General features: G+C 71.2%; 20 protein-coding genes. 10 read left to right on the forward strand and 10 right to left on the reverse strand.

Annotated features, from left to right (window positions below; all coding sequences use genetic code 11):
• Window positions 1–46 precede the first annotated feature (46 nt).
• Entirely contained in the window at window positions 47–544 is a 498-nt protein-coding gene (locus ACNF49_RS46640; RefSeq protein ID WP_357985256.1) for a MarR family winged helix-turn-helix transcriptional regulator, read from the forward strand.
• Between the two features lie 59 nt (window positions 545–603).
• Complete coding sequence (locus tag ACNF49_RS46645; protein ID WP_482941733.1) at window positions 604–1,743, forward strand: epoxide hydrolase family protein; 1,140 nt, start codon at window positions 604–606, stop codon at window positions 1,741–1,743.
• Between the two features lie 56 nt (window positions 1,744–1,799).
• Here the strand turns inward: ACNF49_RS46645 and holA are convergent, their stop codons facing one another.
• The gene (gene holA, locus ACNF49_RS46650) at window positions 1,800–2,771 is read right to left on the reverse strand and encodes a DNA polymerase III subunit delta (RefSeq protein ID WP_357985250.1); all 972 of its coding nucleotides are present in this window, start codon (window positions 2,769–2,771) and stop codon (window positions 1,800–1,802) included.
• A gap of 229 nt (window positions 2,772–3,000) precedes the next feature.
• Between holA and ACNF49_RS46655 the strand changes: the two genes are divergently transcribed.
• Window positions 3,001–3,981 (forward strand): aldo/keto reductase, encoded by a 981-nt coding sequence (locus ACNF49_RS46655; protein WP_482941734.1) that lies wholly within the window; start codon window positions 3,001–3,003, stop codon window positions 3,979–3,981.
• A gap of 26 nt (window positions 3,982–4,007) precedes the next feature.
• Complete coding sequence (locus ACNF49_RS46660; protein WP_482941735.1) at window positions 4,008–4,913, forward strand: LLM class flavin-dependent oxidoreductase; 906 nt, start codon at window positions 4,008–4,010, stop codon at window positions 4,911–4,913.
• 683 nt (window positions 4,914–5,596) lie between these two features.
• Here the strand turns inward: ACNF49_RS46660 and ACNF49_RS46665 are convergent.
• From ACNF49_RS46665 to ACNF49_RS46705, 9 genes are all read right to left on the reverse strand, one after another.
• The gene (locus tag ACNF49_RS46665) at window positions 5,597–6,322 is read right to left on the reverse strand and encodes an MBL fold metallo-hydrolase (protein WP_482941736.1); all 726 of its coding nucleotides are present in this window, start codon (window positions 6,320–6,322) and stop codon (window positions 5,597–5,599) included.
• Window positions 6,323–6,384: 62 nt separating this feature from the next.
• Complete coding sequence (locus ACNF49_RS46670) at window positions 6,385–6,939, reverse strand: isochorismatase family protein (RefSeq protein WP_482941737.1); 555 nt, start codon at window positions 6,937–6,939, stop codon at window positions 6,385–6,387.
• An 853-nt stretch (window positions 6,940–7,792) separates the two neighbouring features.
• Window positions 7,793–9,016 carry a ComEC/Rec2 family competence protein gene (locus ACNF49_RS46675; protein WP_482941738.1) on the reverse strand — a complete coding sequence of 408 codons (1,224 nt, stop codon included), beginning with the start codon at window positions 9,014–9,016 and terminating at the stop codon, window positions 7,793–7,795.
• A complete protein-coding gene (locus ACNF49_RS46680) occupies window positions 8,959–10,245 on the reverse strand; it encodes a ComEC/Rec2 family competence protein (protein ID WP_482941739.1) in 1,287 nt (428 codons plus the stop codon). The genes ACNF49_RS46675 and ACNF49_RS46680 overlap by 58 nt, the downstream gene beginning before the upstream one ends.
• Before the next feature lie 466 nt (window positions 10,246–10,711).
• On the reverse strand, window positions 10,712–11,353 hold the full coding sequence (locus tag ACNF49_RS46685) for a ComEA family DNA-binding protein (RefSeq protein WP_482941740.1): 642 nt from the start codon (window positions 11,351–11,353) through the stop codon (window positions 10,712–10,714).
• A 1,163-nt stretch (window positions 11,354–12,516) separates the two neighbouring features.
• Window positions 12,517–13,332 (reverse strand): DegV family protein, encoded by an 816-nt coding sequence (locus tag ACNF49_RS46690; protein WP_357985223.1) that lies wholly within the window; start codon window positions 13,330–13,332, stop codon window positions 12,517–12,519.
• 35 nt (window positions 13,333–13,367) lie between these two features.
• Window positions 13,368–14,576, reverse strand: coding sequence for an imidazolonepropionase (gene hutI, locus ACNF49_RS46695; RefSeq protein WP_125633626.1), 1,209 nt, complete (start codon window positions 14,574–14,576; stop codon window positions 13,368–13,370).
• A gap of 423 nt (window positions 14,577–14,999) precedes the next feature.
• Window positions 15,000–16,412: a GTPase HflX gene (gene hflX / locus ACNF49_RS46700; protein WP_357985340.1), complete on the reverse strand. Its 1,413-nt coding sequence runs from the start codon at window positions 16,410–16,412 to the stop codon at window positions 15,000–15,002.
• Window positions 16,413–16,496: 84 nt separating this feature from the next.
• Entirely contained in the window at window positions 16,497–17,189 is a 693-nt protein-coding gene (locus ACNF49_RS46705) for a DUF4097 family beta strand repeat-containing protein (protein ID WP_357985220.1), read from the reverse strand.
• Window positions 17,190–17,346: 157 nt separating this feature from the next.
• On the opposite strand from ACNF49_RS46705, the gene aceB reads away from it, so the two are divergent.
• The 6 genes from aceB (at window position 17,347) to ACNF49_RS46735 (ending at window position 23,649) form a co-directional block, all read left to right on the forward strand.
• Entirely contained in the window at window positions 17,347–18,924 is a 1,578-nt protein-coding gene (aceB, locus tag ACNF49_RS46710; protein ID WP_482941742.1) for a malate synthase A, read from the forward strand.
• A 142-nt stretch (window positions 18,925–19,066) separates the two neighbouring features.
• On the forward strand, window positions 19,067–20,506 hold the full coding sequence (locus tag ACNF49_RS46715; RefSeq protein WP_482941743.1) for an FAD-linked oxidase C-terminal domain-containing protein: 1,440 nt from the start codon (window positions 19,067–19,069) through the stop codon (window positions 20,504–20,506).
• Window positions 20,506–21,522 (forward strand): FAD-binding oxidoreductase, encoded by a 1,017-nt coding sequence (locus ACNF49_RS46720; protein ID WP_482941744.1) that lies wholly within the window; start codon window positions 20,506–20,508, stop codon window positions 21,520–21,522. The genes ACNF49_RS46715 and ACNF49_RS46720 overlap by 1 nt, the downstream gene beginning before the upstream one ends.
• Window positions 21,474–21,698 carry a hypothetical protein gene (locus ACNF49_RS46725; protein WP_482941745.1) on the forward strand — a complete coding sequence of 75 codons (225 nt, stop codon included), beginning with the start codon at window positions 21,474–21,476 and terminating at the stop codon, window positions 21,696–21,698. The genes ACNF49_RS46720 and ACNF49_RS46725 overlap by 49 nt, the downstream gene beginning before the upstream one ends.
• Window positions 21,699–21,700: 2 nt before the next feature.
• Window positions 21,701–22,903, forward strand: coding sequence for a (Fe-S)-binding protein (locus ACNF49_RS46730; protein ID WP_357985208.1), 1,203 nt, complete (start codon window positions 21,701–21,703; stop codon window positions 22,901–22,903).
• A 2-nt stretch (window positions 22,904–22,905) separates the two neighbouring features.
• The gene (locus tag ACNF49_RS46735) at window positions 22,906–23,649 is read left to right on the forward strand and encodes an IclR family transcriptional regulator (protein ID WP_482945677.1); all 744 of its coding nucleotides are present in this window, start codon (window positions 22,906–22,908) and stop codon (window positions 23,647–23,649) included.
• Window position 23,650: the final 1 nt, after the last annotated feature.

Raw genomic sequence — 23,650 nt, forward strand, 5'->3', positions numbered from 1 at the left:
CGAATGTTTCGTCAACAAATTACTTGTTGGCGTATGATCCTGTGTCGTGGAGGATTCCGTCGATCGTCATCTGGCCCGCTGGCGCGGCAAGGCGCCCTTCGACGAGCGGGTGGAGGGCATCGTGACCCGCATGCAGGCGCTGGTGAAACACCTCGGCCACGCCAAGGCGGCCGCGCTGGCCCAGACCGGCGTCCAGGACTTCGAGTTCCAGACGCTCCACCGGCTCGCCGCTCACAACGGCACCGCCACCCCCACCGAGCTGGCCGCCGAGCTGCTGCTCTCCCCCGCCGGCATGACCGGCCGCCTCGACACGCTGGAGAAGGCAGGTCTGGTACGCCGCGTCCGCAGCACCGAAGACCGCCGTCGCGTGGACGTCGAGCTCACGCCCAAGGGTCACGACCTCTGGACGGACGCCATGGCCGTCCTGGCCGTGCTGGAGACGGCCATGGTGAACACCCTCTCCCCCGACGACCAGGACACCCTGGACAACCTGCTCAAACAGCTGATGCTCTACGTGGAGACGAATCCCAATCAATTGCATTGAGACCGGCGAGCGTCCGGTGATACCCATGCTGGGATGACACTTCCGACCTCGGAGACCACATGGCCGTGACGCCGTTCCGCATAGAGGTTCCCGACGACGTCCTCGACGACCTGCGCACCCGTCTCCGCAACGCCAGGTTCGCCCGCTCGCTGGACCACCGCCCCTGGGAGGGCGGAACCGACCCGGCCTACCTGCGGGAACTCGTGACGTACTGGGCCGACGGGTTCGACTTCCGCGCCCAGGAAGCCCGCCTGAACGAGCTGGACCACTACAAGGCCCCCGTCCAGGGACGAGACCTCCACTTCATCCGGGTCCCCGGCACCGGCCGCGCCCCGCTGCCCGTCCTGCTCTGCCACGGCTGGCCGAGCAGCTTCCTGGAGATGCTTCCCCTGGCGGCACGCCTGGCCGACCCCGCCCGGTACGGCGGCGACCCCGACGACTCCTTCGACGTCGTGATCCCGTCGATGCCCGGCTTCCTCTACTCCGACCTGCCGGACGAGCCCCTCACCCGAGCCGCGATGGCCCGCATGCTGCATCTGCTCGTGACCGAGGTCCTGGGCCACGAACGTTACGGGGCCTTCGGCGGCGACATCGGCGGCGCGGCCGTCGGCTGGCTCGGCGCCCTCTATCCGGACCAGGTGACCGGGATCCACCTCATCCACCCGCCCGCCCCCGCGTCCCTGGACGTCCCGCCGCTGACCCCGGACGAACAGGCCTTCCTGGACGCCGAGGCGGCCTACGACCAGCGCGACGGCGGCTACAGCGAGATCATGCTCACCCGTCCCGACACGATCGCCGCCGCCCTGCTCGACTCACCGGCCGGCCTGGCCGCGTGGATCGTGGACAAGCTGCGCGACTGGAGCGACTGCCACGGTGACCTGGAATCCCGGTTCGACCGCGACACCCTGCTCACCATGCTGACCCTCTACTGGGCCACCGGCTCGATCGGCACCTCGTTCAAGTCGTACTACGACTGGCCACGCAACCCGCCGCGACCGCCCATCACCGTGCCGTCCGCCGTCACCCTCAGCCACGAACCCTCCGTGGCGAACCTTCCCCGCAGCTTCGCCGAACGCGCCCTGACCGACCTGCGCCACTGGAACACCCCCGCCCGAGGCGGCCACTTCATGCCCCTGGAAGAACCGGCCCAGCTGGCGACCGACATCACCACGTTCTTCCGCCCCCTACGCCACCCCTGAGAAGCATCACCGGGGCGCCACAGGACCTGGCCTCCCAGGTGCCGCGCGGGTGTTCGCTACCGGCCCGTACGGCTGGCGACGATCACCTGCACGGCATGCTCCAGGGCGTACGCCGCGTCCGCCCCGCCGCCCTTGACCTGCTCGTCCGCGGTGGCCACCGCCTGGATCGCCCGGGACAGCCCCTCCGGCCCCCAGCCGTTCAGCTGACGCTTGACCCGGTCGACCTTCCAGGGCGGCATCCCCACATGGGCGGCGAGCTGCCCCCCGCGCAGGTTGCGGGGCGCACTCCCCACCTTGGCCAGCGACCTCAGCCCACCGGCCAGCGCACTCACCAGCAGCACAGGGGCCACACCGGTGCCCAGAGCCCAGCGCAGCTGCTCCAGAGCCTCGGCCAGGCGCCCCTCGATCGCCGAGTCGGCCACGTTGAAGCCGGTGACCTCGGCCCGCCCCTTGTGATAGCGCGCCACCGCCGCCGCGCCGATCGTCTTGTCCTCGGTGTCGAACGCGAGCTGGCTGCACGCCGCCGCCAGCTCGCGCAGATCGTTGCCCACCGCGTCGAGCAACGCCTGGGCCGCATCCCCCGCGATGTTCCGCCCGGCCCGCTTGATCTCCGCCTTGATGAACTCCAGCCGCTCACCGGCCTTGGTGACCTTGTTGATCGTCACCACCTTGGCCCCGGCCTTCTTCACCCCGTCGACCAGCGCCTTCCCCTTCACCCCACCCGGGTGCGCCAGCACGAGAACCGTGTCGTCCGACGGCTGCTTCGCGTAGGACACCACCTCGGTGATGACGTCCTTCGGCAGGTCCTGCGCCGAGCGGATGACGACCACCGAACGATCGCCGAAGAGCGAGGGCGAGGTCAGCTGGGTCAGCTCGCCGGTGGCCACCTTTCCGCCGACGAGATCATGCACCTCGGCCCCCGGATCGCCGGCCCGCGCCGCCGCGACGACAACACCCACCGCCCGCTCGGCAAGCAGCTCCTCGTCGCCGAGGACCAGGGTGACAAGTGCTGGATCGGTTCCCGCCATGTCAGGCAGCATGCCATGCGGCACCGACAACCTGGTACTCGACGCCGCACCCGCCGAAGGGGCGACCGAGGCCGGTTGCAGTTCGTGTTACGAACGATTATAGTTCGGAAGGCGAACTGAATTCTGTTGGAGTCATGATGACGAGTCGTACAGCCGTGGGCCTGGCGTCCACCAGGCGTCAGCCTCCGAGGCCGCGATGCGCAAAAGGTCCGGCCTCAGGCGGTCCGAGATGAATCACGTCCAGCTCGGCCGAAGCGGCCTGTCGGTGTCCCGGCTGGCCCTGGGCACGATGAACTTCGGGACGGAGACGTCCGAACCAGACAGCCACGCGATCATGGATCGCGCACACGAGCACGGCGTCAACTTCTTCGACACCGCCGACGTCTATGCCGACGGCCGCACCGAGCAGATCATCGGCCGCTGGTTCGCCCAAGGGGACGGCAGGCGCGACAGGACCGTCCTGGCCACCAAGCTCTACCTCCCGACCGGGCGGTGGCCCAACGAGAGCCGCCTGTCCGCGCTGCACATCAGACGCGCGTGCGACGCCTCGCTCAGGCGGCTGGGCACCGACCACATCGACCTGTACCAGATGCACCACATCGACAGGAACACGCCGTGGGAGGAGATCTGGGAGGCCTTCAGCGTCCTGCGGCAACAGGGCAAGGTGCTCTACTTCGGCTCGTCCAACTTCGCCGGCTGGCACCTGGCGCAGGCCCAGGAGGCGGCACGGGCGCGACACGCGCTCGGGCTGGTCGCCGAGCAGTCCATCTACAACCTGATGAACCGCTGGGCGGAGCTGGAGGTGCTGCCCGCGGCGCGGCACTACGGGCTGGGCCTGATCCCGTGGTCGCCGCTGAACGGCGGCGTCCTCGGCGGTGTCCTGCGCAAGCGGGAGCAGGGCGGCGCCTCCCGCGGAGCCACGGGCCGGTCGGCCGCCGTCCTCGCCCGGCACCAGGAGACGATCGAGGCGTACGAGCGGCTCTGCGCCGACCTCGGCGAGGAGCCGGCGAACGTCGGGCTGGCCTGGCTGCTCGCCCAGGACGGCGTGACCGCGCCGATCATCGGGCCCCGTACGGCCGGGCAGCTCGACGGCTCGCTCCGCGCTGCCGCGATCACCCTCGACGGAAGCACCCTGGCCAGACTGGACGAGTTGTTCCCACCACCCGGCCCCAACGGCCCCAAGCCCGCACCAGAAGCGTACGCCTGGTGACCCCTCCTTACATGAAAGGCAATACTGTGTCCGCATCTGACGTGGTGTTCGGTTTTGGCGCGCATTCCGGTTTCGAGGACCTGCCCGAGCTGCTGCGCATGGTCCAGCAGGCCGACCGGGACGGGCTTGATCTCTTCTCGCTGTCCGACCATCCCTACCTCGGCGAGCGGCTTGACGCCTACGCCACGATCGGTTTCCTTCTGGGCGGTACGCGGCACATCGCCGGTCTGGCCAATGTCACCAACCTGCCGACCAGGCCCGCCCCCATGCTGGCCAGGACGGTGACGTCGTTGTCGGCGCTGTCGAACGGCCGCGTCGTGCTCGGCATGGGCGCGGGCGGCCTGTGGGACCGCATCACCGACATGGGCGTGCCCCGGCAGACCCCCGGCGACGCCGTGGACGCCTTCGAGGAGGCGATCGTCCTGATCCGGAAGCTGTCGGGCGGCGGTGCGCCGGTCACCCACGAGGGACACCACTACCGGGTGCGCCAGATCGAGCCCGCCCCCGTGGCCGCGCCCCCGGTGTGGACCGGGTCGAACGGGCCCAAATCCCTGGCCGCCACGGGCAGGGTGGCCGACGGCTGGATCCCCGGCCACGCCGCCGACTGGCGCAGCGAGCGGTATCGCACCTCGCGGCCCGTCATCGACGAGGCGGCGGCCGCGGTGGGCCGCGACCCGCGCGACATCCGTACGATCTACAACTTCCCTGGCCGCATCACCGACCGTCCGCTGGCCGCCACCCGCGACCACGACGGGCGCTGGATCGGCGGCTCCGTCGGGCAGTGGGTCGAGGAGCTGACCGAAGCGGTGCTGGAGCACGACGCCTCTGGCTTCATCCTCTTCTCCTCCGGCCACGGCGCCACCGACCTCACCACGCTGGCCCGCTGGGCCCAGGAGATCGTGCCGTCGGTCCGCGAGGCGATCGCGAAGTAGCACGACGGGTTGCGCTCTGACGTCGGAAAGGGGTCACACACCCTCATAACCCCGAGACTCTGCGCAACCCGGTCGGACACGGCTGCAGCCACATCGCCCGCACCTGCGGAGAGGCCGTCTTCGTCGCCGGACAGTACGCCTCCGACCGCGGTGACCACGTCATCTCCGATCAGGTCAGGCAGACGTCCGCGAACCAGGGCAGTGAGCCGGCCGCGGCCACGTCGTGCAGCTCCGCACCTACATCGTCAACCACGACCGGGACAAGCTGGAGATCCTTCTCAAACATCCGGGGAAACCTGCCACCCACTCAGACGCTCCTCGCCCTGCCCGACACGCTGTTCGAAGTGGACGCCATCGCGATCATCGACAAGACCGCCTGAACGCGATCCACCAGCGTTCACCGCCCGCCCGCCGAGCCACACGGCATCGATCACCCTCTCGACCGATACCGCCGCCGGAGGACACGCTGGAAATCCTTCTCAAACATCCGGGGAAACCTGCCACCCACTCAGATACTCCTCGCCCTGCCCAACACGCTGTTCGAAGTAGACGCCGTCGCGATCACCGACGAGACTGCCTGAACGCGACCCGCCCGCGTTCACCGCCCGCTCGCCGGGTCACACGGCATCGGTCACCGTCTCGGCCGGTACCGCCGCCGGTCTCGAGGGACGTGGGCGCCGGGCTCATCCGCGGGTACCGGCCGACGCCGCCCGGACCTCCTCCCCCACTCGGGCCGGTGACGTGCGCCAGGGGGCGCCGTGGCCGGGGAGCACCCAGGACGCCGGCAGCCGGGCGATCCGGTCGAGAGAGCCGAGCGCTTCGTCGGGATTGTCGGTGAAGGGCGCCGGCTGGGGGCCTTCGCGTCCGGTGAGGACGTGCCGGGTGGTCAGGGCGTCCCCGACGAAGACGGCGTCCGCGAGCGGGACGTGCACCGCCACGCTTCCCGGCGAGTGTCCCGGCATGCCCACGATCACCGGGCTGCCGGGCAGGTCCAGGACGTCGCCGTCGCCGATCTCGGTGAGCTCGCCGACGTAGCGGGTGCGCAGGCCGTTCTTGCGGACGGAGTACCCGAGGAAGCCGAACGCCGGACCGAGACGCACGGGCCCGACCGCGACCTTGGGCTTCTCTCCGGTACGGGCCCGGACGGCGTCGGCGGCATGCACGAACACCGGCACCCCGTGCTCGCTTCGCAGCCGTTCGGCGAAGCCGATGTGGTCGGAGTCGCCATGAGTCAGGACGAGTCCGCGGATGTCTTCGACGAACTTGCCGAGGAAGCGGAGTTCACGCTGCAGATCCCGCCAGTGGCCGGGCAGTCCGGCGTCGATGAGCGTGATGCCTTCGGCGGTGTCGACGAGGTAGCAGGCCACGAGGTCGTTGCCGAGGCGGTACAGATGGGGCGCGAGTTTCATGGAACTTCTTCCGGAGTTCTGGACGGGAGACGGGCCTGAGGGCGGGGCCGCGGCGATGATCGCTAGCCCCGCAGGCCGTGCAGCGCGGTGATGACGTCGCGGCCGACGGGGGTGGTGAAGTCGCGCACCATGCTGGTGACGAAGCTCGCCACCGACGTCACCGTGCCACCCGCCGCTTCGATCTGGCGGAAGGCCGCGTTCTCGGTGCGCTCCGACATGCCACCGCTCGCGTCAACCAGCACGATCACGTCATAGCCGTCGGCCAGGGCGTCGAGCGCGGTGTGCAGGACGACGATCTCCGAGGTCACGCCGCAGACGGCCAGCGTTTTGCGGTCCTCGGCGGCGATCACTTCGCGCCATGCCCGGTCGTCCCAGCAGCATGGTCCCCCGCGCACGAAGGGGGACGAGTCGGGAAGTTCGGCGATGACGCCGGGCCCACCGGGTCTGGGGGCGACCGACACGGTGAAGGGGATTTCCAGCGCCTGCGCGACCGTGCCGAGCACCCCGGCCGACCGCCTGATGGCCTCGGGACTGTTCGTACCGCTCAGGGCCACGATGCTGTCCTGCAGGTCGGCGAAGACGTTCTGCACGGTGCGGTGGTCAATCACTGTTCTCACCTAAAATCGTTCAGAAGCTGAATGATATAGGGACAGTAGCATGCCGCCCATGAACGACGCCAAGCGAATCTGACCCCCGACTTCCGGCCCGGCAGGCTGACCCGCGACGCCCTGACCGAACACCTCGACCCCACCCGGACGCCATCGAACGACTCCACGCCCCGACCGGCCGTCGCCGTCGACCTCGGCCTTCAGGGGGCATGGCCTTCCGGAAAGGACCACCGCAGGAAGCACACTTCTCTGCGGCGGCCGACGGTCACCCGCGATCCCGAGCTCCACAAGCAGCACAACACTGCCGAGAGGTGGCGAAACGGGTGCGGGCCGGGTCGCGGGCGGGGCCGTTGGACGGGGCCGCTGGACGGGTCGCTGGACGGGGCCGCTGGACGGGGCCGCTGGACGGGGCCGCTGGACGGGGCCGCTGGACGGGGCCGCTGGACGGGGCCGCGGGGCGGGTCGCTGGACGGGTCGCTGGACGGTGGCCCTTACGCCCGTTGACGAGCCAACCTCCCCGGCAGGAACGCCGCATCAACCAGCCGAAGGAGCTCCGGGGCTGGCCTTTCGGTTCGACAGGACGCCCGACAGCCGACCGAGCGGCCCGCACCTGCGCGGCGCCCTTACCGCCCCCAGGCTCCCCCGCCTGGCCGGAGACCCGGACTCCGTACAGGCCCAGACTCCCCCTGGAGAGGGCCTGGGGAGTGGACGTGGCTCACGGCGTGTAGACGTTGAAGCCCGCCACCCGGCTGCCCTGACGCCCATGTTGGGCGCCAGGACGATGAACCCACCCACCGGCCCCCAGTCCCCGCTTCCTTGCGCCCCGGTGGGCCCGGGTCCCGCTCGTCCGGCGTCGGACCGCTCACGGACCACGGGGGACCACGGCCAGGTTGCCTTCGTGTTCGACAACTGCCAGGTCACCCGATCGATCGGTGCGGTAGATGGCGGCGCCGAGGCGGTGGAGGAGGGCGAGGGTCGATGTGGCCGGGTGGCCGTAGTCGTTGCCGGCGCCCACGCTGATCAGAGCGGCCCGTGCACCCAGCGAGCCGAGGAAGGCCGGGGACTGGCGATTCGAGCCGTGGTGCGGGGTCTTGAGGATGTCGGCACGCAGGGTGAGGTGGCGCGCGAGATCGTCCTGCGCCTCGGTCTCGAGGTCTCCGGCGAGCAGGACGGAACCGGCGCGCCAGCGTACGTGGATGACGACGCTGGAATTGTTGATCACGCTGCCTTCGCCCTGGCCGCTCCTGCCGCCTGACGTGGGGTCGGGGGCGACGACAGTCAGCTCGGACGGGCCGAACCGCCATCGCGTTCCAGGTTCCGCGTTCCCTTCAGGAATCCGGTGTCGAGCCAGTACGGCCGAGATCCGCGCGCTGGACTGCACCGCCGTCGGCCGAGGGCTGACGATCACGGCTCCCACGCGACGGTTCCTGAGCACGCCCGGAAGGCCGTCCACGTGGTCAGCGTGCGGATGGGTCAGGACGAGCAGGGGAACCTCCTCGACTCCGAGCCTGCGCAGGCATCGATCCATGACGACCGGGTCCGGGCCGGTGTCCACGACCACGCCTCGTCCAGGTCCGGCCGCCACCACCAGGCCGTCGCCCTGCCCCACGTCGCACATCACCATCAACCAGCCCTTGGGCGGCCAAGCCCCCGCCAGCGGACGGATCACCAGCACGGCGACCAGAGCGGCTCCTGCCGTCAGCAGCGCCATCGTCCGCCAACGGTGGTGCCTGAGCACCGGGATCGCGACGGCCACGGCGAGGGCGAGGAGCCCCAGACCAGGAAGGCCGCCCGGCCAGGGCAGGGTGGCCAGAGGCACGTTCACGGCCCAGTGAGCCACGGTGACGATCCAGCCCACCGCGTATCCGGCCGGGATGACCAGCATGCCGGCGGCGTCCGGCCAGATCGGGGCCACCAGGGCGGCGGCGAAACCGAGCAGGGTCGCGGGAGCCACGGCGGGGGCCACGAGCAGGTTGGCGGGCACCGCCACGAACGTCAACTGACCTGACATCAGCACCAGGACGGGCGTCACGGCCGCTTGCGCGGCAGCCGACACGGCCAGCGCCTCCGCCAGCCACCTCGGCAAGCGGCACATCCTTGCGACGGCATGCCCTCGACCAGCGGACGCATCTTCGGGGGCGAAGTCGCGTGGCAGTCACCGGCACCGGCCTCTTCGGATGCACTCGCCGCACTCCCCTGTGCGCTGCCGCGCCCTCTTCCCTTCTCCGCTTTCCGACCTGTCGCCGTGGGCCTTGTGGTGGCGTCACGGTCGCAGGTCTCCGTCGGTGGTGGCATGGAGAGTTTGTCGCGCCAGCGTGGAGCGAGGAGGAGGATGCCGGCGGTCGCCGCGACCGAGAGGGCGAAGCCGTACGAACGCGCCAGTTCCGGTGCGAACAGCACCAGCAGGAGGACGGTTGCCGAGAGGGCGGCGAGGCCGTCCTTGGCCCGCCCGGTACCCAGGGCGAGGGCGGCGGCCAGGCCCATCAGCAGGGCACGCAGAACGCTCGGGGACGGCCTGGCCACCACGGTGAACGCAAGCATCGCGACAGCCGCGAAAACGGCTCTCAGCGGCAGGGAGAGGCCGACCAGGCGGGAGAGCGCCAGGGCGGCACCTGCGACGATGGCGAGGTTTGCACCGCTTACGGCGTTCAGGTGGCTCAGGCCCGCTTCTTTGAGGTCGGCCGCCACCTGAGGGTCGATGCGGGAGACGTCCCCGACGACCAGGCCGGGCAGGAGGCCGCGCTGGTCGGGCGGTAGGGGGTCGGCGGCTGTCCGGAGGCCGGTTCTGAGGGTGCCCGCCATGGTCTGTATGGACGAAGGTGGTGTCAGGATGCGGGGCTCGCCTCGTACCAGGAGGGTGGCCGCCACCAGGTCGCCGGGCGTTGGTTGCGCCAGGCGGCCGGTGACCTGCAGGCGTTGGCTCGGCAGCAGGGTGCTCCAGGCGTTGCCGCCGACGAACACCGTGATGGGGACATTTACGGCTTGGCGTTCCGGTGATGGGGATGCCTGCGTCACACCTCCGTCGCTGCCTCCGAGGAGGCCGGGACGGTTCCCCTCCGGTTGACCGGTAGTGGATCTACCTCTCCGCCCCGCAGCGGACTCGATGATCTTGAGGGTGGCCGGGATCACGTAGCTGTCCCGGTTGAAGTGGCCGCTTCTGCGTGACCTGCGCTTCGGGTCGTCGGACAGGACGATCTGGGCGGTCACGGTCGCGTTCCTGGCGGCGAGCTCGGCCACCGGGCCGGTGGTCAGTGCCTGGACTCGGAAGGCGACAGACGCGGAGGCCGCCGCCGCGCAGATGAGCGTGGCGAGCACGACGTTCCGCCAGGCACCCCAGAAGGGCGAAGTCCGACCGGAGGGGACCCGTCCCGAGGGAGAGGACGACGGACGTGGCGACCGGTGGCGCCTGAACGGCAGAAGCAGTGGAGAGGCGGACAGGACAGACCCGAACGCCGCAGGCAGGAACCTGCTGATCAGCGAACAGATGAGGGACGAGCGGGCGAACGGCGAGCGGGTGTGCCAGGCCAGGACGCCGGCGGCCAGGGCGGTGACAGCGGCTGTCGTCATGCCCACGATGGGCGATTGGCCGAGCATGATCAGGGCGCCGGCCCAGGCGGACAGCGCCGGGAGGACGAGTGTCCAGGAGCGCTTGTGCTCGCCGTCGTCTGCGGCGGCGGGACGCAGAGGGCCGGTGGCGGCGGGACGCAGAGGGGCGGTGGCGGCGGGACGCACGGAGGTTGCAGCGGGGCCGGGGTGCGAGGGGTCGGCGAGGGGCGGCATGTCAGACGCGGACCTTCGGCTTGATCTCTTCGTACTTTCTCGGGCCGATGCCGCTCACCTCGCGAAGTTGGTCCACGCTGGTGAAGCCGCCGTGGGCAGTGCGGAACTCGGCGATCCTGGCGGCCAGCACCTCTCCCACTCCCGGGAGCTCTTCGAGTTGGTCGGGGGTGGCGGCGTTGAGGTCGAGGATGGCTGTGGCGGGGTCGGCGCCGGGATATCCGGGAGGTACGGCGGCCACGACCGCGGAGGGGGCGCCCACGATGATCTGCTCTCCGTCGATCAGGCGTCTGGCCAGGTTGAGGGGGCCCGTGGAGGCGCCGTGTTTGAGCCCGCCTGCCGCCGTCACCGCGTCCGTCACGCGGGAGCCCTGCGGGAGCAGGTAGACGCCGGGGTTGCGGACCTTGCCCGCCACCTGGACGGTCACCTTGGCGGCGGTGGGTGACGGGGATGGAGGGGTTGTCGCGGGTGGCGGCGGGAGGAGCTCGGGGGTGGGCTGGGAACGCCAGACGAAGAAGGCGGCGACCGCGACGGCCAGAGCACCGACGGCGACGAGCACGCGCAGGCCGGGCTTGCTGAGGTCGATGGTGGTGGAGGGCTGAGCCGAGGTGATGGCGTCGCGGAACGCCTGGAAGGTCGGGGGCATGGGGGCAGGGCTGCCTGTGAGCCGCCGAGGGATGTGTGGGGGCGCCTCTGTGGCGGCCTGGGGCTCGATGCACGACCGACTTCGGCGCCCCGCCCGTCGCTCGGCTCGGGGCACGCTCTTCGCCGGCCCATCCTGTCGCTCTGCCTGGTACTCGGGCTGCGACATCGCCTGAGGCCCCGCCGAACGCCTGGCCCCCGATTCAGGCCGAGGCTCACCCCGCAGCTCGGCCGAAGGCTCACCCCCGTCGCCCCCCGACTCAACGGAAGGCACAACCCCACGATCGCCCCACAGCTCGGAAGATGGCTCAACCCCACGCTCATGCCACCGCTCAGAGGAGAGCTCAACCCCACCATCAGCCCACCCGCCGGAGGAGGGCTCAACCCCACGCTCAGCCCACGCCTCGGGAGACGCAACCCCGTGGTCGCCCAATGGCTCGAACGAGGACTCAACCCGACGCCTATCCCCCAGGTCGGGCCAAGGCTCATCCCGCTGGTCGGCCCCTGAGGCCCTCTGAGGGGCGGCCTGGCGGGCCGGTGGCCTTGCCTGCGAGTCACTCCAAGGAGCCGCCAGGAAGGGCTCCCACGGCCGCGCCGACCCTACCGGGGAAGGGCCCACGAAAGAAGGGCCTGCAGGAGAAGCAGACGAAGGAGGAGCCAGCGCAGGAGACACGGAACCAGGAGAAGCGAGCGCAGGAGAAGCGGACGCAGCAGCACCCAGCACAGGAGCAGCCAGAGCAGGAAACGCGGATGCAGGACCACCCAGCACGGGAGACACAGACGCAGGACCACCCAGCGCGGGAGCAGCCAGCGCGGGAGCAGCCAGCGCGGGAGACACGGGCGCAGGAAAAGCCGACACAGAAGGTGGTGAGGCTGTTCTGAGTCGGGACGTCGGGAGGTTCTGGGCCTCGTCACCGTAGGGATGTCTGTTGCGGCGTCCCGGACGCGGCCGGCGGGCAGGGCTGGTGATCGACCGGAGCCTGGATTCGGCTATGGTCCGCTCTGCCGTCGGGTCCTGAGATCGCACGCCGACGAACCTAGGGAAGGTCACCCCCGCCCCGAGCTACCGAACCGAGTTCTGGGGACGGCGGAGCCAAGAGACGAGAGGGCTGTGGAAAACACGGCACCGACCAGATGACGGCCCCTCAAACAAAAGGGCCAAACCGGTCACCCCTCGTACGCCGTGACCGTCACCCCCAGCATCCCCGGCCCCACATGAGCCCCGATCACCGCCCCCACCTCCACCACCCGCACCTCACGAACCCCCGCCACCCGCTTCGACAACCGCTCCCCCAACGCCTCGGCCCGCCCCCGAGCCCCCATGTGCTGCACGGCCACCCCGGACCCGTCCAGCTCCACGGCCGCCTCCACCGCCAGGTCCTCCAGCCGCGCGATCGCCCGCCCCGACGTCCGCACCTTCTCCAGCAGGGAGATGCGCCCGTCCATGATGTGCAGCAGCGGTTTGATCATGAGGGCCGACCCGAACAACGACGTGGCGGCGCCGATGCGGCCGCTCCGCCTCAGGTACTCCAGGGTGTCCACGTAGAAGAAGGTCCGGGTGACGGCGGCGGTACGGCGGGCGGCGGCGGCCACGTCGGCCAGAGAGGCGCCGGCGGCGGCCGACCGCGCCGCCGCCAGCACGGGATAGCCCAGGCCCATCGCGATGGACCGGCTGTCGATCACCTCCACCGGCACGGGCGCGTCCTTGGCCGCCGCGAGGGCGGACTCGACGGTGCCGGACAGTTCGCCGGACAGGTGGATCGAGACCACGCCCGTGGCGCCGGCGGCGGCCAGCGCGTCATAGCAGGCCGCGAAGCGCGCAGGCGACGGACGTGAGGTGGTGGCGGTGGCCAGGTCGCCGGTGAAGGCGTCCTCGTCGTGCGGGATGCCGCGGGCGACCACTTGTACCGGCACCACCGTCACACCGGGCACGGCGGGCAGGTAAGCGGTGGAATCGGTGACAACAGCGACAGAGGGCGGCATATCCCGAGATTAGCCACCCGATCCCGAGTCCGGGGTTACTGGACGGGCGTCCCGCCCCGCCAGACCCGGCGCGGCTTGAGTCCGAAGGACCAGGCGAAGGCGCCTTCGTGGTCGGCGTCCCACTGGACGATGTCGGCCAGCCGCCCGGGAGCCAGCACCCCGCGGTCGGGCGCCCCGAGGACGGTCGCGCCGCCCAGCGTGGCGGCGCGCAGCGCGTCGTTGACGCTCATGCCGAACGCCGACACCGCCATGGCGATGACCAGCGACATCGAGGTGATGCCGCAGTAGCCGGGGTTGTGGTCGCTGCCGAGGGCGATCTGCACGCCGTGCTTGATCATCTGGCGGACCGGCGGCACGTGGCCGCGCTGGAGCGCCGTGGCGGGGCAGACCACCGCGGGCACGCCGTAACGGGACATGATCGCGATGTCCTCGTCGGACATGTGGTGCAGGCCGTCGGCGGAGGCGCAGCCGAGCTCGGCGGCCAGCTGCACGGCGCCGCGACGGCTGAACAGGCCGGCGTGGATGCGCGGGAGCAGCCCCACGTTGCGGCCCGAGGCGAGGACCCAGCGGGATTCCTCGGTGGTGAAGTGGCCCTCGTCGCAGTAGACGTCGACGCTGTCGGCGCCGGCCGCCGCCGCGTCGGCGCACCAGGCGCCCACGGCCTCGACGTATTCGCGCTGGCGGCCGAAGTACTCGGGAGGAACGACGTGCGCCGCGAGGAAGGTGACGTGCACCCGCGGCATCATCGGCTCCTTCTCCAGCTCGCGCAGGAGCCGCACGTCGGCCAGCTCGCCGTCGCGGGTGAGGTGGTAGCCGGTCTTGGCCTCGACGGTGGTGGTGCCGCTGAGCAGCCAGCTCCGCAGCCGCTCGCGCACGCCGTTGCACAACGTCCAGGGGTCGGTGCCGCGCGTCACGGTGACGGTGGAGCCGACGCCGCCGCCCGCCGCGGTGATCGAGGCCGCGCTGGAGCCGCCGGTGCGGATGGCCAGCTCGGCGTAGCGGTTGCCCGCGTAGACCGGATGCGTGTGGGCGTCGATGAGGCCGGGCGTGACGAGCGCGCCGCCGAGGTTCTCCACGTGGTCGACGTCGACGATGTCGTCGACGACGCCGGGCACGCTCTGCGGGAGGTCGGGCGCCCGCCCGACCCAGGCGATGCGGTCGTTGTGCACGAGGATGGCCGCGTTGCTGAGGACCTCGTTACCTGTCCACAGGCGGCCGATGTTGGTCAAGAGCCGAACGGTCATCGCACCACCCCGTGCAGGCGCAGCACCCAGCGCACGGCCTGTGCCGCGCCCACTGAGTCCGCTCCGGGTCCGGACGACATGGGGGGTCTCCTGCTCTCATCCGCGTGATGTTGTGCGGTGACCGTATCGCCGGAGACGTGACCCGGCGATTTCAGTTCAGTTACGTTATTTCACAGCCGGGCTCGGTGTACAGGGTTATTCGGAAGAAAGACCACTCATCCCATCCGTCACCCAGCCACGCCTCGCCCCCATGGCCCCGCTGACGACTGTCGCACTTAACGTCATCATCCGAAACCCAGAACCGAAACCAAAAAACCAGACCAACGTTAGGTCTGGCCATCCTAGCAACCCCAGGGTTCGGGGACCACTGCCCTATTTGGGCAGCTCTGCGCTACTTTGAGCGAGAGCTGCCCAGCCGTCCCGCTAAGAGACGCGTTCGACCGGCTTGCCCACCCGCTCCAGCTCCTGGAACAGACTCGGCAGCACGCGGGCGTGCAGGACGGTGCCGTCCTGGACGTGTTCGACGGAGAGCACCTCGCCCTCCTTGTGGGCCCGCGAGATCAGGTCGCCCCGGTCGTAGGGCACCAGCAGGTTGACCTCGTGGTCGAGGCGCGGCAGCCGCTCCTCGATGAGCCGCATGAGCTCGGGGACGCCCTTGCCGGTGCGGGCGGAGACGACGATGCTGTCGCGCTCGCGCCTGGCGATGCGGTCGAGCACCTCCTGGTCGGCCGCGTCGGCCTTGTTGATCACCACGACCTCGGGCACCTCGGAGGCGCCCTCGATGTCGGCGAACACCTCGCGGACGGCCGCGAGCTGACCCTCGGGGTCGGGGTGCGAGCCGTCGACGACGTGCAGGATCAGGTCGGCGTCGGCGACCTCCTCCAGCGTGGACCGGAACGCCTCGATGAGCTGGTGGGGCAGGTGGCGCACGAAGCCGACGGTGTCGGCGATCGTGAACAGCCGGCCCTCCGGCGTGCGGGCGCGGCGCACGGTCGGGTCGAGCGTGGCGAACAGCGCGTCCTCGACCAGCACGCCCGCACCGGTGATGCGGTTGAGCAGCGAGGACTTGCCCGCGTTGGTGTAGCCCGCGATGGCCACGGCCGGGACCTCGCGCCGCTGGCGCCGGTGGCGCATGGTGTCGCGCGAGGTGGACATGCCGCTGATCTGGCGGCGCAGCTTGGACATGCGCTCGCGGATGCGGCGCCGGTCGAGCTCGATCTTGGTCTCACCGGGGCCGCGGCCGCCGATGCCCACGCCGCCCGCGGCGCGACCGCCGACCTGGCGGGACAGGTTGCCACCCCAGCCTCGCAGGCGCGGCAGCAGGTACTGCAGCTGCGCCAGCTCGACCTGGGCCTTGCCCTCGCGGCTCTTGGCGTGCTGGGCGAAGATGTCGAGGATCAGCGCCGTACGGTCGATGACCTTGACCTTGACCGTCTCCTCCAGCTGGCGGAGCTGGCCGGGGGCCAGCTCGCCGTCGCAGATCACGGTGTCGGCGCCGGTCGACTCGACCACGTCGCGCAGCTCCAGGGCCTTGCCCGAGCCGATGTAGGTGGCCGGGTCGGGCTTCTGGCGCCGCTGGATGAGCCCTTCGAGCACCTCGGACCCGGCGGTCTCGGCCAGGAGCTTGAGCTCCAGCAGGGAGTTCTCGGCGTCTTCGGCGGTTCCGGAGGTCCAGACGCCGACGAGGACGACCCGCTCGAGCCGCAGCTGCCGGTACTCGACCTCGGAGACATCCTGGAGTTCGGTGGAGAGGCCCGCCACGCGGCGCAGCGCCTGGCGCTCCTCGAGGTCCATGTCGCCGGTCTCGAACTCGTCGAGCGCGGTGTATTCGTGCATTCGTGTCATCTCTATGAGGGAACGTCTGGACACCTCGGTGTCTTCCCACGATGGTGGCACGACATCCCCGGCGTCATCACCTGGTTATCCCGCCGAGAGCGTCACGTTGCCGGAACCGGCGGTCAGCGAGATCTTGCGGGGCGAGCTGGGGTCGGACTTGATGGAGACGGAGGCGTCGCCGGAGTCCACGTCGGTCTTCACGTCGTAGGACCCCGTGGGCACCTTCAGGACGACGTCGCCCGAGCCGGCCTCCAGCTCGGCGCTGTCCAGCGCGGTGGCGTACTTGAGCTCGATGTTGCCCGAGTCGGCCTTGACGAACACCTTCTTGCCGGTCATCCCTGATCCTTCGAGGTCGCCGGAGTCGAGCCTGGCGTCGAGCTGACCGCTCAGCGCCCGCAAGGTGATGTCACCCGAGTCGCTGTCGAGGTCGACGGCCAGCCCCCTGGGAACCTCGATCTTGTAGTCGACGCTGCAGTTCGCCCAGGCCGACGGGCAGTCATACGTCACCAGAAGCGCCTGGCCCTCGACCTTGTGCTGCGGCTTGGGCTTGTCGTCGCCCCGCCAGCGCAACGTCTCGATCACCCGGACGGCGGTGCCGTCGGTCTCGGTGATCACGGTGTCGCCGGCGTCGCTCCTGACCTGCAGCTTGGAGACCTTGTCCGTCACCTGGTAGGACACGGTGTCCTGGTTCGTGGCACCGCCGATGCTCTCGATCCGGCAACCCGTCAGCACCAGCGCGGCGGCCAGCAGCCCACCCGCCACAGCAATCGTCTTCATGCCCCCGATCCTTTCGCGGGCATGACCCCCTGCGCATCGGGGATGCCCCGGAAGGCGCCCCAGGGATACCCCAGCCTTTGACCCGGGAACCCTGAGCGGAGTAGCTTCACTTCCACAATCCAGAATCGGTTTTCCACTATACGGAAAAGAGGGGGACATGGAGATCACCGGCCCGATGCTCGAACGGTTCGACGAGATCCTCACGCCGGAGGCGCTCGGCTTCGTGGCGGCTCTCCAGCGGGAGTTCGGCGCCAGGCGGCTGGAGCTGCTCGAAGCCCGCCAGACGCGTCAGGCGGAGCTGTCGGCCGGCGGGACGCTCGACTTCCTGCCGGAGACCAAGGAGGTCAGGGAGGGCGACTGGCAGGTCGCGCCGCCGGCCCCCGGCCTGGCCGACCGCCGTGTCGAGATCACCGGGCCGGTCGACAGGAAGATGACCATCAACGCGCTCAACTCCGGCGCCAAGGTGTGGTTGGCCGACTTCGAGGACGCCAACTCGCCCCTGTGGGAGAACTGCGTGTCCGGGCAGCTCAACCTGCGCGAGGCGCTCGACCGGGCGATCGACTTCGAGACCGGCGGCAAGACGTACGCGCTGCGGCCCGACGACGAGCTGGCCACGATCGTGGTGCGCCCGCGCGGCTGGCACCTGGACGAGAAGCACGCCCAGGTGGACGGGCGGCCGGTGTCGGCGTCGCTGTTCGACTTCGGGCTCTACTTCTTCCACTGCGCGCAGCGTCAGCTCGACAAGGGCAAGGGGCCGTACTTCTACCTGCCGAAGATGGAGTCGCACCTGGAGGCGCGGCTCTGGAACGAGGTCTTCACCCGGGCGCAGGAACTCCTGGGCATCCCGTACGGCACCATCAGGGCGACCGTGCTCATCGAGACCTATCCCGCGGCGTTCGAGATGGAGGAGATCCTCTACGAGCTGCGCGACCACTCGGCCGGGCTCAACGCGGGCCGCTGGGACTACCTGTTCAGCGTGATCAAGAAGTTCCGCACGCGGGGGCGGGAGTTCCTGCTGCCCGAGCGGAACGCGGTGACGATGACCGCCCCGTTCATGCGGGCCTACACCGAGCTGCTGGTGCGTACGTGTCACAAGCGCGGCGCGCACGCCATCGGCGGGATGGCGGCGTTCATCCCCTCCCGGCGCGACGCCGAGGTCAACGCGGTGGCGCTGGAGAAGGTGCGGGCGGACAAGACGCGCGAGTCGGGCGACGGGTTCGACGGCTCCTGGGTGGCCCACCCCGACCTCGTGCCGGTGTGCCGCGAGGTGTTCGACGGCGTCCTGGGGGCGCGCCCCAACCAGCTCGACCGGCTGCGCGAGGACGTCCGCGTCTCGGCCGCCGACCTGCTGTCGGTCTCCGAGACGCCCGGCGAGATCACCGAGACGGGCCTGCGCAACAACGTTGACGTGGCCCTGCGCTACCTGGCCGCCTGGATGGGCGGGCTGGGCGCGGTCGCGATCCACAACCTCATGGAGGACGCCGCGACGGCCGAGATCTCCCGTTCGCAGATCTGGCAGTGGATCCACAACGACATCACGCTGGCCGACACCGGTGAGCAGGTGACCAAGGAGCTGGTCGAGCGGATCATCGCCGAGGAGCTGGCCCGGATCTCGGCCGAGCCGGGCTACGACGAGCGGCTGTTCGGGCAGGCGACGGCGCTGTTCAAGGAGGTGGCGCTGGACGACGACTTCGCCGAGTTCCTGACGCTGCCGGCGTACGCCCAAATGCCGTAGATGTTGAAATTTCCGCTTATGTCCGGCGCGCCAGCGCCGGACATAAGCGGACCCCCCGAAACCCAGCCAAATCCCCTCCGAAAACTGGCCAGACCGGTGGAAACAGTCGCACACTAGAGGTGACGGATCTGGAGAGTGACTGGTGCTCGACACGCTGACGGCGGCGCTGCGCTCGCTGCTGCCTCCCGACTCGGTGATCACCGATCCGGTGCGCCTGCGCACCTACGAGTGCGACGGGCTGACCAGCCACCGGGCGACGCCGGGCGTGGTCGTGCTGCCCGCGACGGCCGAGCAGGTCGCCGGGGTCGTCCGGATGTGCAACGACTTCGGGGTGCCGTTCGTGGCCAGGGGGTCGGGCACGGGCCTGTCGGGCGGCGCGCTCCCCCGCGAGGACGGCGTGCTCATCGTCACCTCGAAGATGCGCCGGATCCTGGAGATCGACCTGCTCAACCGCAGGGCCGTGGTCGAGCCGGGCGTGACGAACCTGGCGATCACCGAGGCCGTGCGCGACGCGGGCTACTACTACGCCCCCGACCCCTCCAGCCAGCAGGTCTGCTCGATCGGCGGCAACGTGGCCGAGAACTCCGGCGGCGCCCACTGCCTCAAGTACGGCTTCACCGTCAACCACGTCGAGGCGTGCGAGATCGTCACCCCCGACGGCGACCTGGTCGTCCTCGACCGCATGGACCCGGGCTACGACCTGCTCGGCGCGTTCGTCGGCTCGGAGGGCACGCTGGGCATCGCCACCAGGATCACCGTACGGCTGAGCCGGGCGCCGGAGGCGGTGACCACGGTGCTGGCCGCGTTCGAGGACATCGAGCAGGGCGGCCGGGCGGTGTCGGCGATCATCGGGGCCGGCATCGTGCCGGCCGCGATCGAGATGATGGACGCGCTGGCCATCGAGGCCGCCGAGGCGGCGGTCGCCTGCTCCTACCCGCGGGGAGCGGGCGCGGTGCTGATCGTGGAGCTGGACGGGCCGCGGGAGTCGGTCGAGCGGGAGTTCGCGCGGCTGACGGAGATCTGCTCGGACGCGTTCGAACTGCGCGTGGCGGCCGGCCCCGAGGAGCGCGCGGCCATCTGGAAGGGGCGCAAGTCGGCCTTCGCCGCGGTCGGCCGGATCAGCCCGGCCTACATCGTCCAGGACGGCGTCGTGCCGCGCACGTCGCTGCCCGGCGTGCTGGCGGCCATCGACCGGCTCTCGCGCGAGCACGGCATCAGGGTGGCCAACGTCTTCCACGCCGGCGACGGCAACCTGCACCCGCTGGTGCTGTTCGACGACGCCGAGCCGGGCGCGGGCGAGCGGGCCGAGGCGGTCTCGGGCGCGATCCTCGATCTGTGCGTCGAGCACGGCGGCTCGATCACCGGCGAGCACGGCGTCGGGGTGGACAAGGCCCGCTACATGCCGAAGATGTTCACCGGCGCCGATCTGGACACCATGCAGCTCGTCCGGTGCGCGTTCGACCCGGGCGGCCTGTCCAACCCGGGCAAGGTGTTCCCCACGCCGCGGTTGTGCGGCGAGGTGCCGGGCGTGCGCAAGGGCGCGCACCCGCTGGTCGAGTCGGGCAGGGCGGAGCAGTTCTGATGGCGGATCCGTTCTCGGGCACCGGCGTGACGGTCAGGGCGGCCGGGCCCGAAGATCCCGCGCACGCGTGGGGGGCCCGGTGGGTGGCACTGCCGGAGACCGTGGAGGAGGTCGCCGCCGTGCTGCGCGCGTGCGCCGCGGCCGACCTGGCGGCGGTGCCCGCGGGCGGCGGCACGAAGCTGCACTGGGGGCCGCCGCCGGAGCGGTGCGACGTGCTGCTCGGCCTGTCCCGCCTGGACGCGGTCCTGGAGCACGCGGCGGGCGACCTGGTGGTGCGCGCGCAGGCCGGCGTGCGGACGGCGGCGCTGGCGGCGGCGCTCGCGGCGCGGGGGCAGGAGCTGGCGCTCGACGTGCCGTTCGGCGAGGAGGCGACGGTCGGGGGCACCCTCGCCACCGCCCTGCCCGGCCCCCGCGCCTTCCGCTACGGCACCGCCCGCGACCTGCTCATCGGCGTCACGGTGGTGCTGGCCGACGGCACGGTCGCCCGGTCGGGCGGCAAGGTGGTCAAGAACGTCGCGGGCTACGACCTCGGCAAGCTGTTCACCGGCTCGTACGGCACCCTCGGGGTGATCGCGGAGGCCACGTTCCGGCTGCATCCGCTGCCCGGCGAGCGGCGCTGGGTGGTCGCCGGGATGCCCGCGGACGACGTGCCGGGCGCCGCGGCGGCGCTGGCGGCCGCGCAGGCCGAGCCGAGCGCGGTCGAGGTGGACCGTCCGGAGCCGGGCGGGCCGGTGACCCTGGCGGTGCTGGTGGAGGGCACGGCCGCGCAGGCACGCGCCGAGGCGCTGCGCGACCTGGCCGGCGGCGGGGCGGTGACCGGCGAGCCGCCGTCCTGGTGGGGGTCGTCCCACGGGGTGAGGTGCTGGTCGAGGTGCGTTTCCCGCCCGCGGCGGCCGACGCGGCGCTGCGGGCGGCGGCCGGGTGCGGCCTGTCGCTGCGCGGGTCGGTGGCCGCCGGCCGGGTGCTGGTGGAGCCGGGCGTCCCCGTCGCCGAGGACGCGCTGCCGGGCCTGGTGAGCGGGCTGCGGCAGCGGGTCGAGGCCGCGGGCGGCCGGGTGAACGTGCTGGCCGCGCCGCATGCCGGGGTCGACAGGTGGGGGCGGGTGAGCGCGCTGCCGTTGATGCGGCGGGTCAAGGAACGGTTCGACCCCGGGCGCAGGATGTCGCCCGGACGGCTGGCGGGAGGACTGTGACCATGGACCCGGAGCTGATCGGCGACTGCGTGCACTGCGGGTTCTGCCTGCCGACGTGCCCGACGTACGCGTTGTGGGGCGAGGAGATGGACTCGCCGCGCGGGCGCATCCACCTGATGAAGCAGCACGTCGAGGGCACTCCGGTCACCCCGGAGATGGCCGGGCACTTCGACGCCTGCCTGGGCTGCATGGCGTGCGTCACGGCGTGCCCGTCGGGCGTGCGCTACGACCGGCTGATCGAGCAGACCCGGGCCGAGGTCGAGCGCACGCACGTGCGCGAGCCGCGGGAGCGGGCGGTGCGCGAGATCGTGTTCAGCCTGTTCCCCTACCCGCGCAGGCTGCGGCTGCTGCGGCCGACGATGTGGCTGGCCGGGCGGATGGCGCCGTTCCTGACACGCGCCCATCCGAGCCTGGGCGCCATGGCCGCGCTCGCGCCGCGTGTGGAGCACCGGCAGCGTCTGCCGCGCCTGGTCAGGGCCAGGGGCAGGCGCAGGGCCGTGGTCGGGATGCTCACCGGGTGCGTGCAGGGCGAGTTCTTCCCGCAGGTGAACGCGGCCACCGCGCGGGTGCTGGCGCTGGAGGGCTGCGACGTGCTCGTCCCGGCCGGGCAGGGCTGCTGCGGGGCGCTCAGCGTGCACGCCGGACGCGCCGACCAGGCCCGGCGGCTGGCGCGCCGGACGGTCAGGGCGTTCAGGAGGGCGGGGGTCGAGACGGTCGTGGTGAACGCGGCCGGCTGCGGCTCGGTCATGAAGGAGTACGGCGAGCTGTTCGGCGCCGATCCCGGGTTCCGGGTGCGGGACCTGTCGGAGTTCCTGGCCGAGCTGGGCCCGGCGGCCACGCGGCATCCGCTGCCGCTCACCGTCGCCTACCACGACGCCTGTCACCTGGCCCACGCCCAGGGCGTCCGGGCGCAGCCGCGCGAGCTGCTGCGCGGCATCCCCGGGCTGGAGCTGCGGGAGGTCCCCGAGTCGGCGATCTGCTGCGGGTCGGCGGGGACGTACAACATCCTGCGGCCGGAGGCGGCCCGCGACCTCGGCGACCGGAAGGCGGGTGCGGTCGCCTCGACCGGGGCCGAGCTGCTGGTCTCGGCCAATCCGGGATGCACGATGCAGATCGCCACGGCGATGCGCCGGGCCGGGAAGGAGATCAGGGTGGCCCACACCGCCGAGGTGCTGGACGCTTCCTTGCGCGGGGTGTCGCTGTGAGCGTGCAGTCGGTCGAGCGGGCGCTCGACGTGCTGGAGGCGCTGGCCGAGCACGGCGGCGAGGCCGGGCTGTCGGAGATAGCGGCGCGGACGGGCCTGCCGTACGGGACGATCCACCGGCTGCTGCAGACGCTGCTCGCCCGCGGTTACGTGCGCCAGGAGTCCGACCGCCGGTACGCGCTGGGCGGCGGGCTGGTCCGCCTGGGCGGCATCGCGGAGAGCATGGTGGGCGTGTGGGCGCAGCCGTACCTGACGCGGATGGTGGAGCTGTCCGGCGAGACCGCGAACCTGGCGGTGCTCGAAGGCGACTTCGTCGTCTACGTGGCGCAGGTGCCCTCGCCGCGCAGGTTGCGCATGTTCGCCGAGGTCGGCAGGCGGGTGCTGCCGCACAGCACGGCCGTGGGCAAGGCGCTGCTGGCCGGGCGGGCGGCCGCCGAGGCGATGGCGGTGTTCGAGCGTACGGGCATGCCGCGGCGCACCCCGAACACGATCACCGACGCGGCCGGCATGCTGGCCGAGCTCGACCGGGTCAAGGAGTGCGGCTACGCGATGGACCTGGGCGAGGAGGAGCTGGGCGTCCACTGCCTGGCGGTGCCCGTCCGGGACGGCGAGCGGGTGGTGGCCGCGATGTCGGTGTCGGGGCCGGCCGAGCGCATCGACGCCCTCGACCGCGACGAGCTGGCCGAGGGCATGCGGAGGATCGCCTCCGACTTCGGCCGCGAGCTGGCCCCGGCCACGTCGAAATAGC

The sequence above is a fragment of the Actinomadura sp. ATCC 39365 genome (assembly GCF_054392275.1).

Coding starts and splice junctions, on each gene's coding strand:
- ACNF49_RS46645 (WP_482941733.1), top strand. CDS start 604: ATGGCCGTGACGCCGTTCCGCATAGAGGTTCCCGACGACGTCCTCGAC.
- holA (WP_357985250.1), bottom strand. CDS start 2,771: ATGGCGGGAACCGATCCAGCACTTGTCACCCTGGTCCTCGGCGACGAG.
- ACNF49_RS46655 (WP_482941734.1), top strand. CDS start 3,001: ATGAATCACGTCCAGCTCGGCCGAAGCGGCCTGTCGGTGTCCCGGCTG.
- ACNF49_RS46665 (WP_482941736.1), bottom strand. CDS start 6,322: ATGAAACTCGCGCCCCATCTGTACCGCCTCGGCAACGACCTCGTGGCC.
- ACNF49_RS46685 (WP_482941740.1), bottom strand. CDS start 11,353: ATGCCCCCGACCTTCCAGGCGTTCCGCGACGCCATCACCTCGGCTCAG.
- ACNF49_RS46690 (WP_357985223.1), bottom strand. CDS start 13,332: ATGCCGCCCTCTGTCGCTGTTGTCACCGATTCCACCGCTTACCTGCCC.
- hutI (WP_125633626.1), bottom strand. CDS start 14,576: ATGACCGTTCGGCTCTTGACCAACATCGGCCGCCTGTGGACAGGTAAC.
- hflX (WP_357985340.1), bottom strand. CDS start 16,412: ATGCACGAATACACCGCGCTCGACGAGTTCGAGACCGGCGACATGGAC.
- ACNF49_RS46705 (WP_357985220.1), bottom strand. CDS start 17,189: ATGAAGACGATTGCTGTGGCGGGTGGGCTGCTGGCCGCCGCGCTGGTG.
- aceB (WP_482941742.1), top strand. CDS start 17,347: ATGGAGATCACCGGCCCGATGCTCGAACGGTTCGACGAGATCCTCACG.
- ACNF49_RS46720 (WP_482941744.1), top strand. CDS start 20,506: ATGGCGGATCCGTTCTCGGGCACCGGCGTGACGGTCAGGGCGGCCGGG.
- ACNF49_RS46730 (WP_357985208.1), top strand. CDS start 21,701: ATGGACCCGGAGCTGATCGGCGACTGCGTGCACTGCGGGTTCTGCCTG.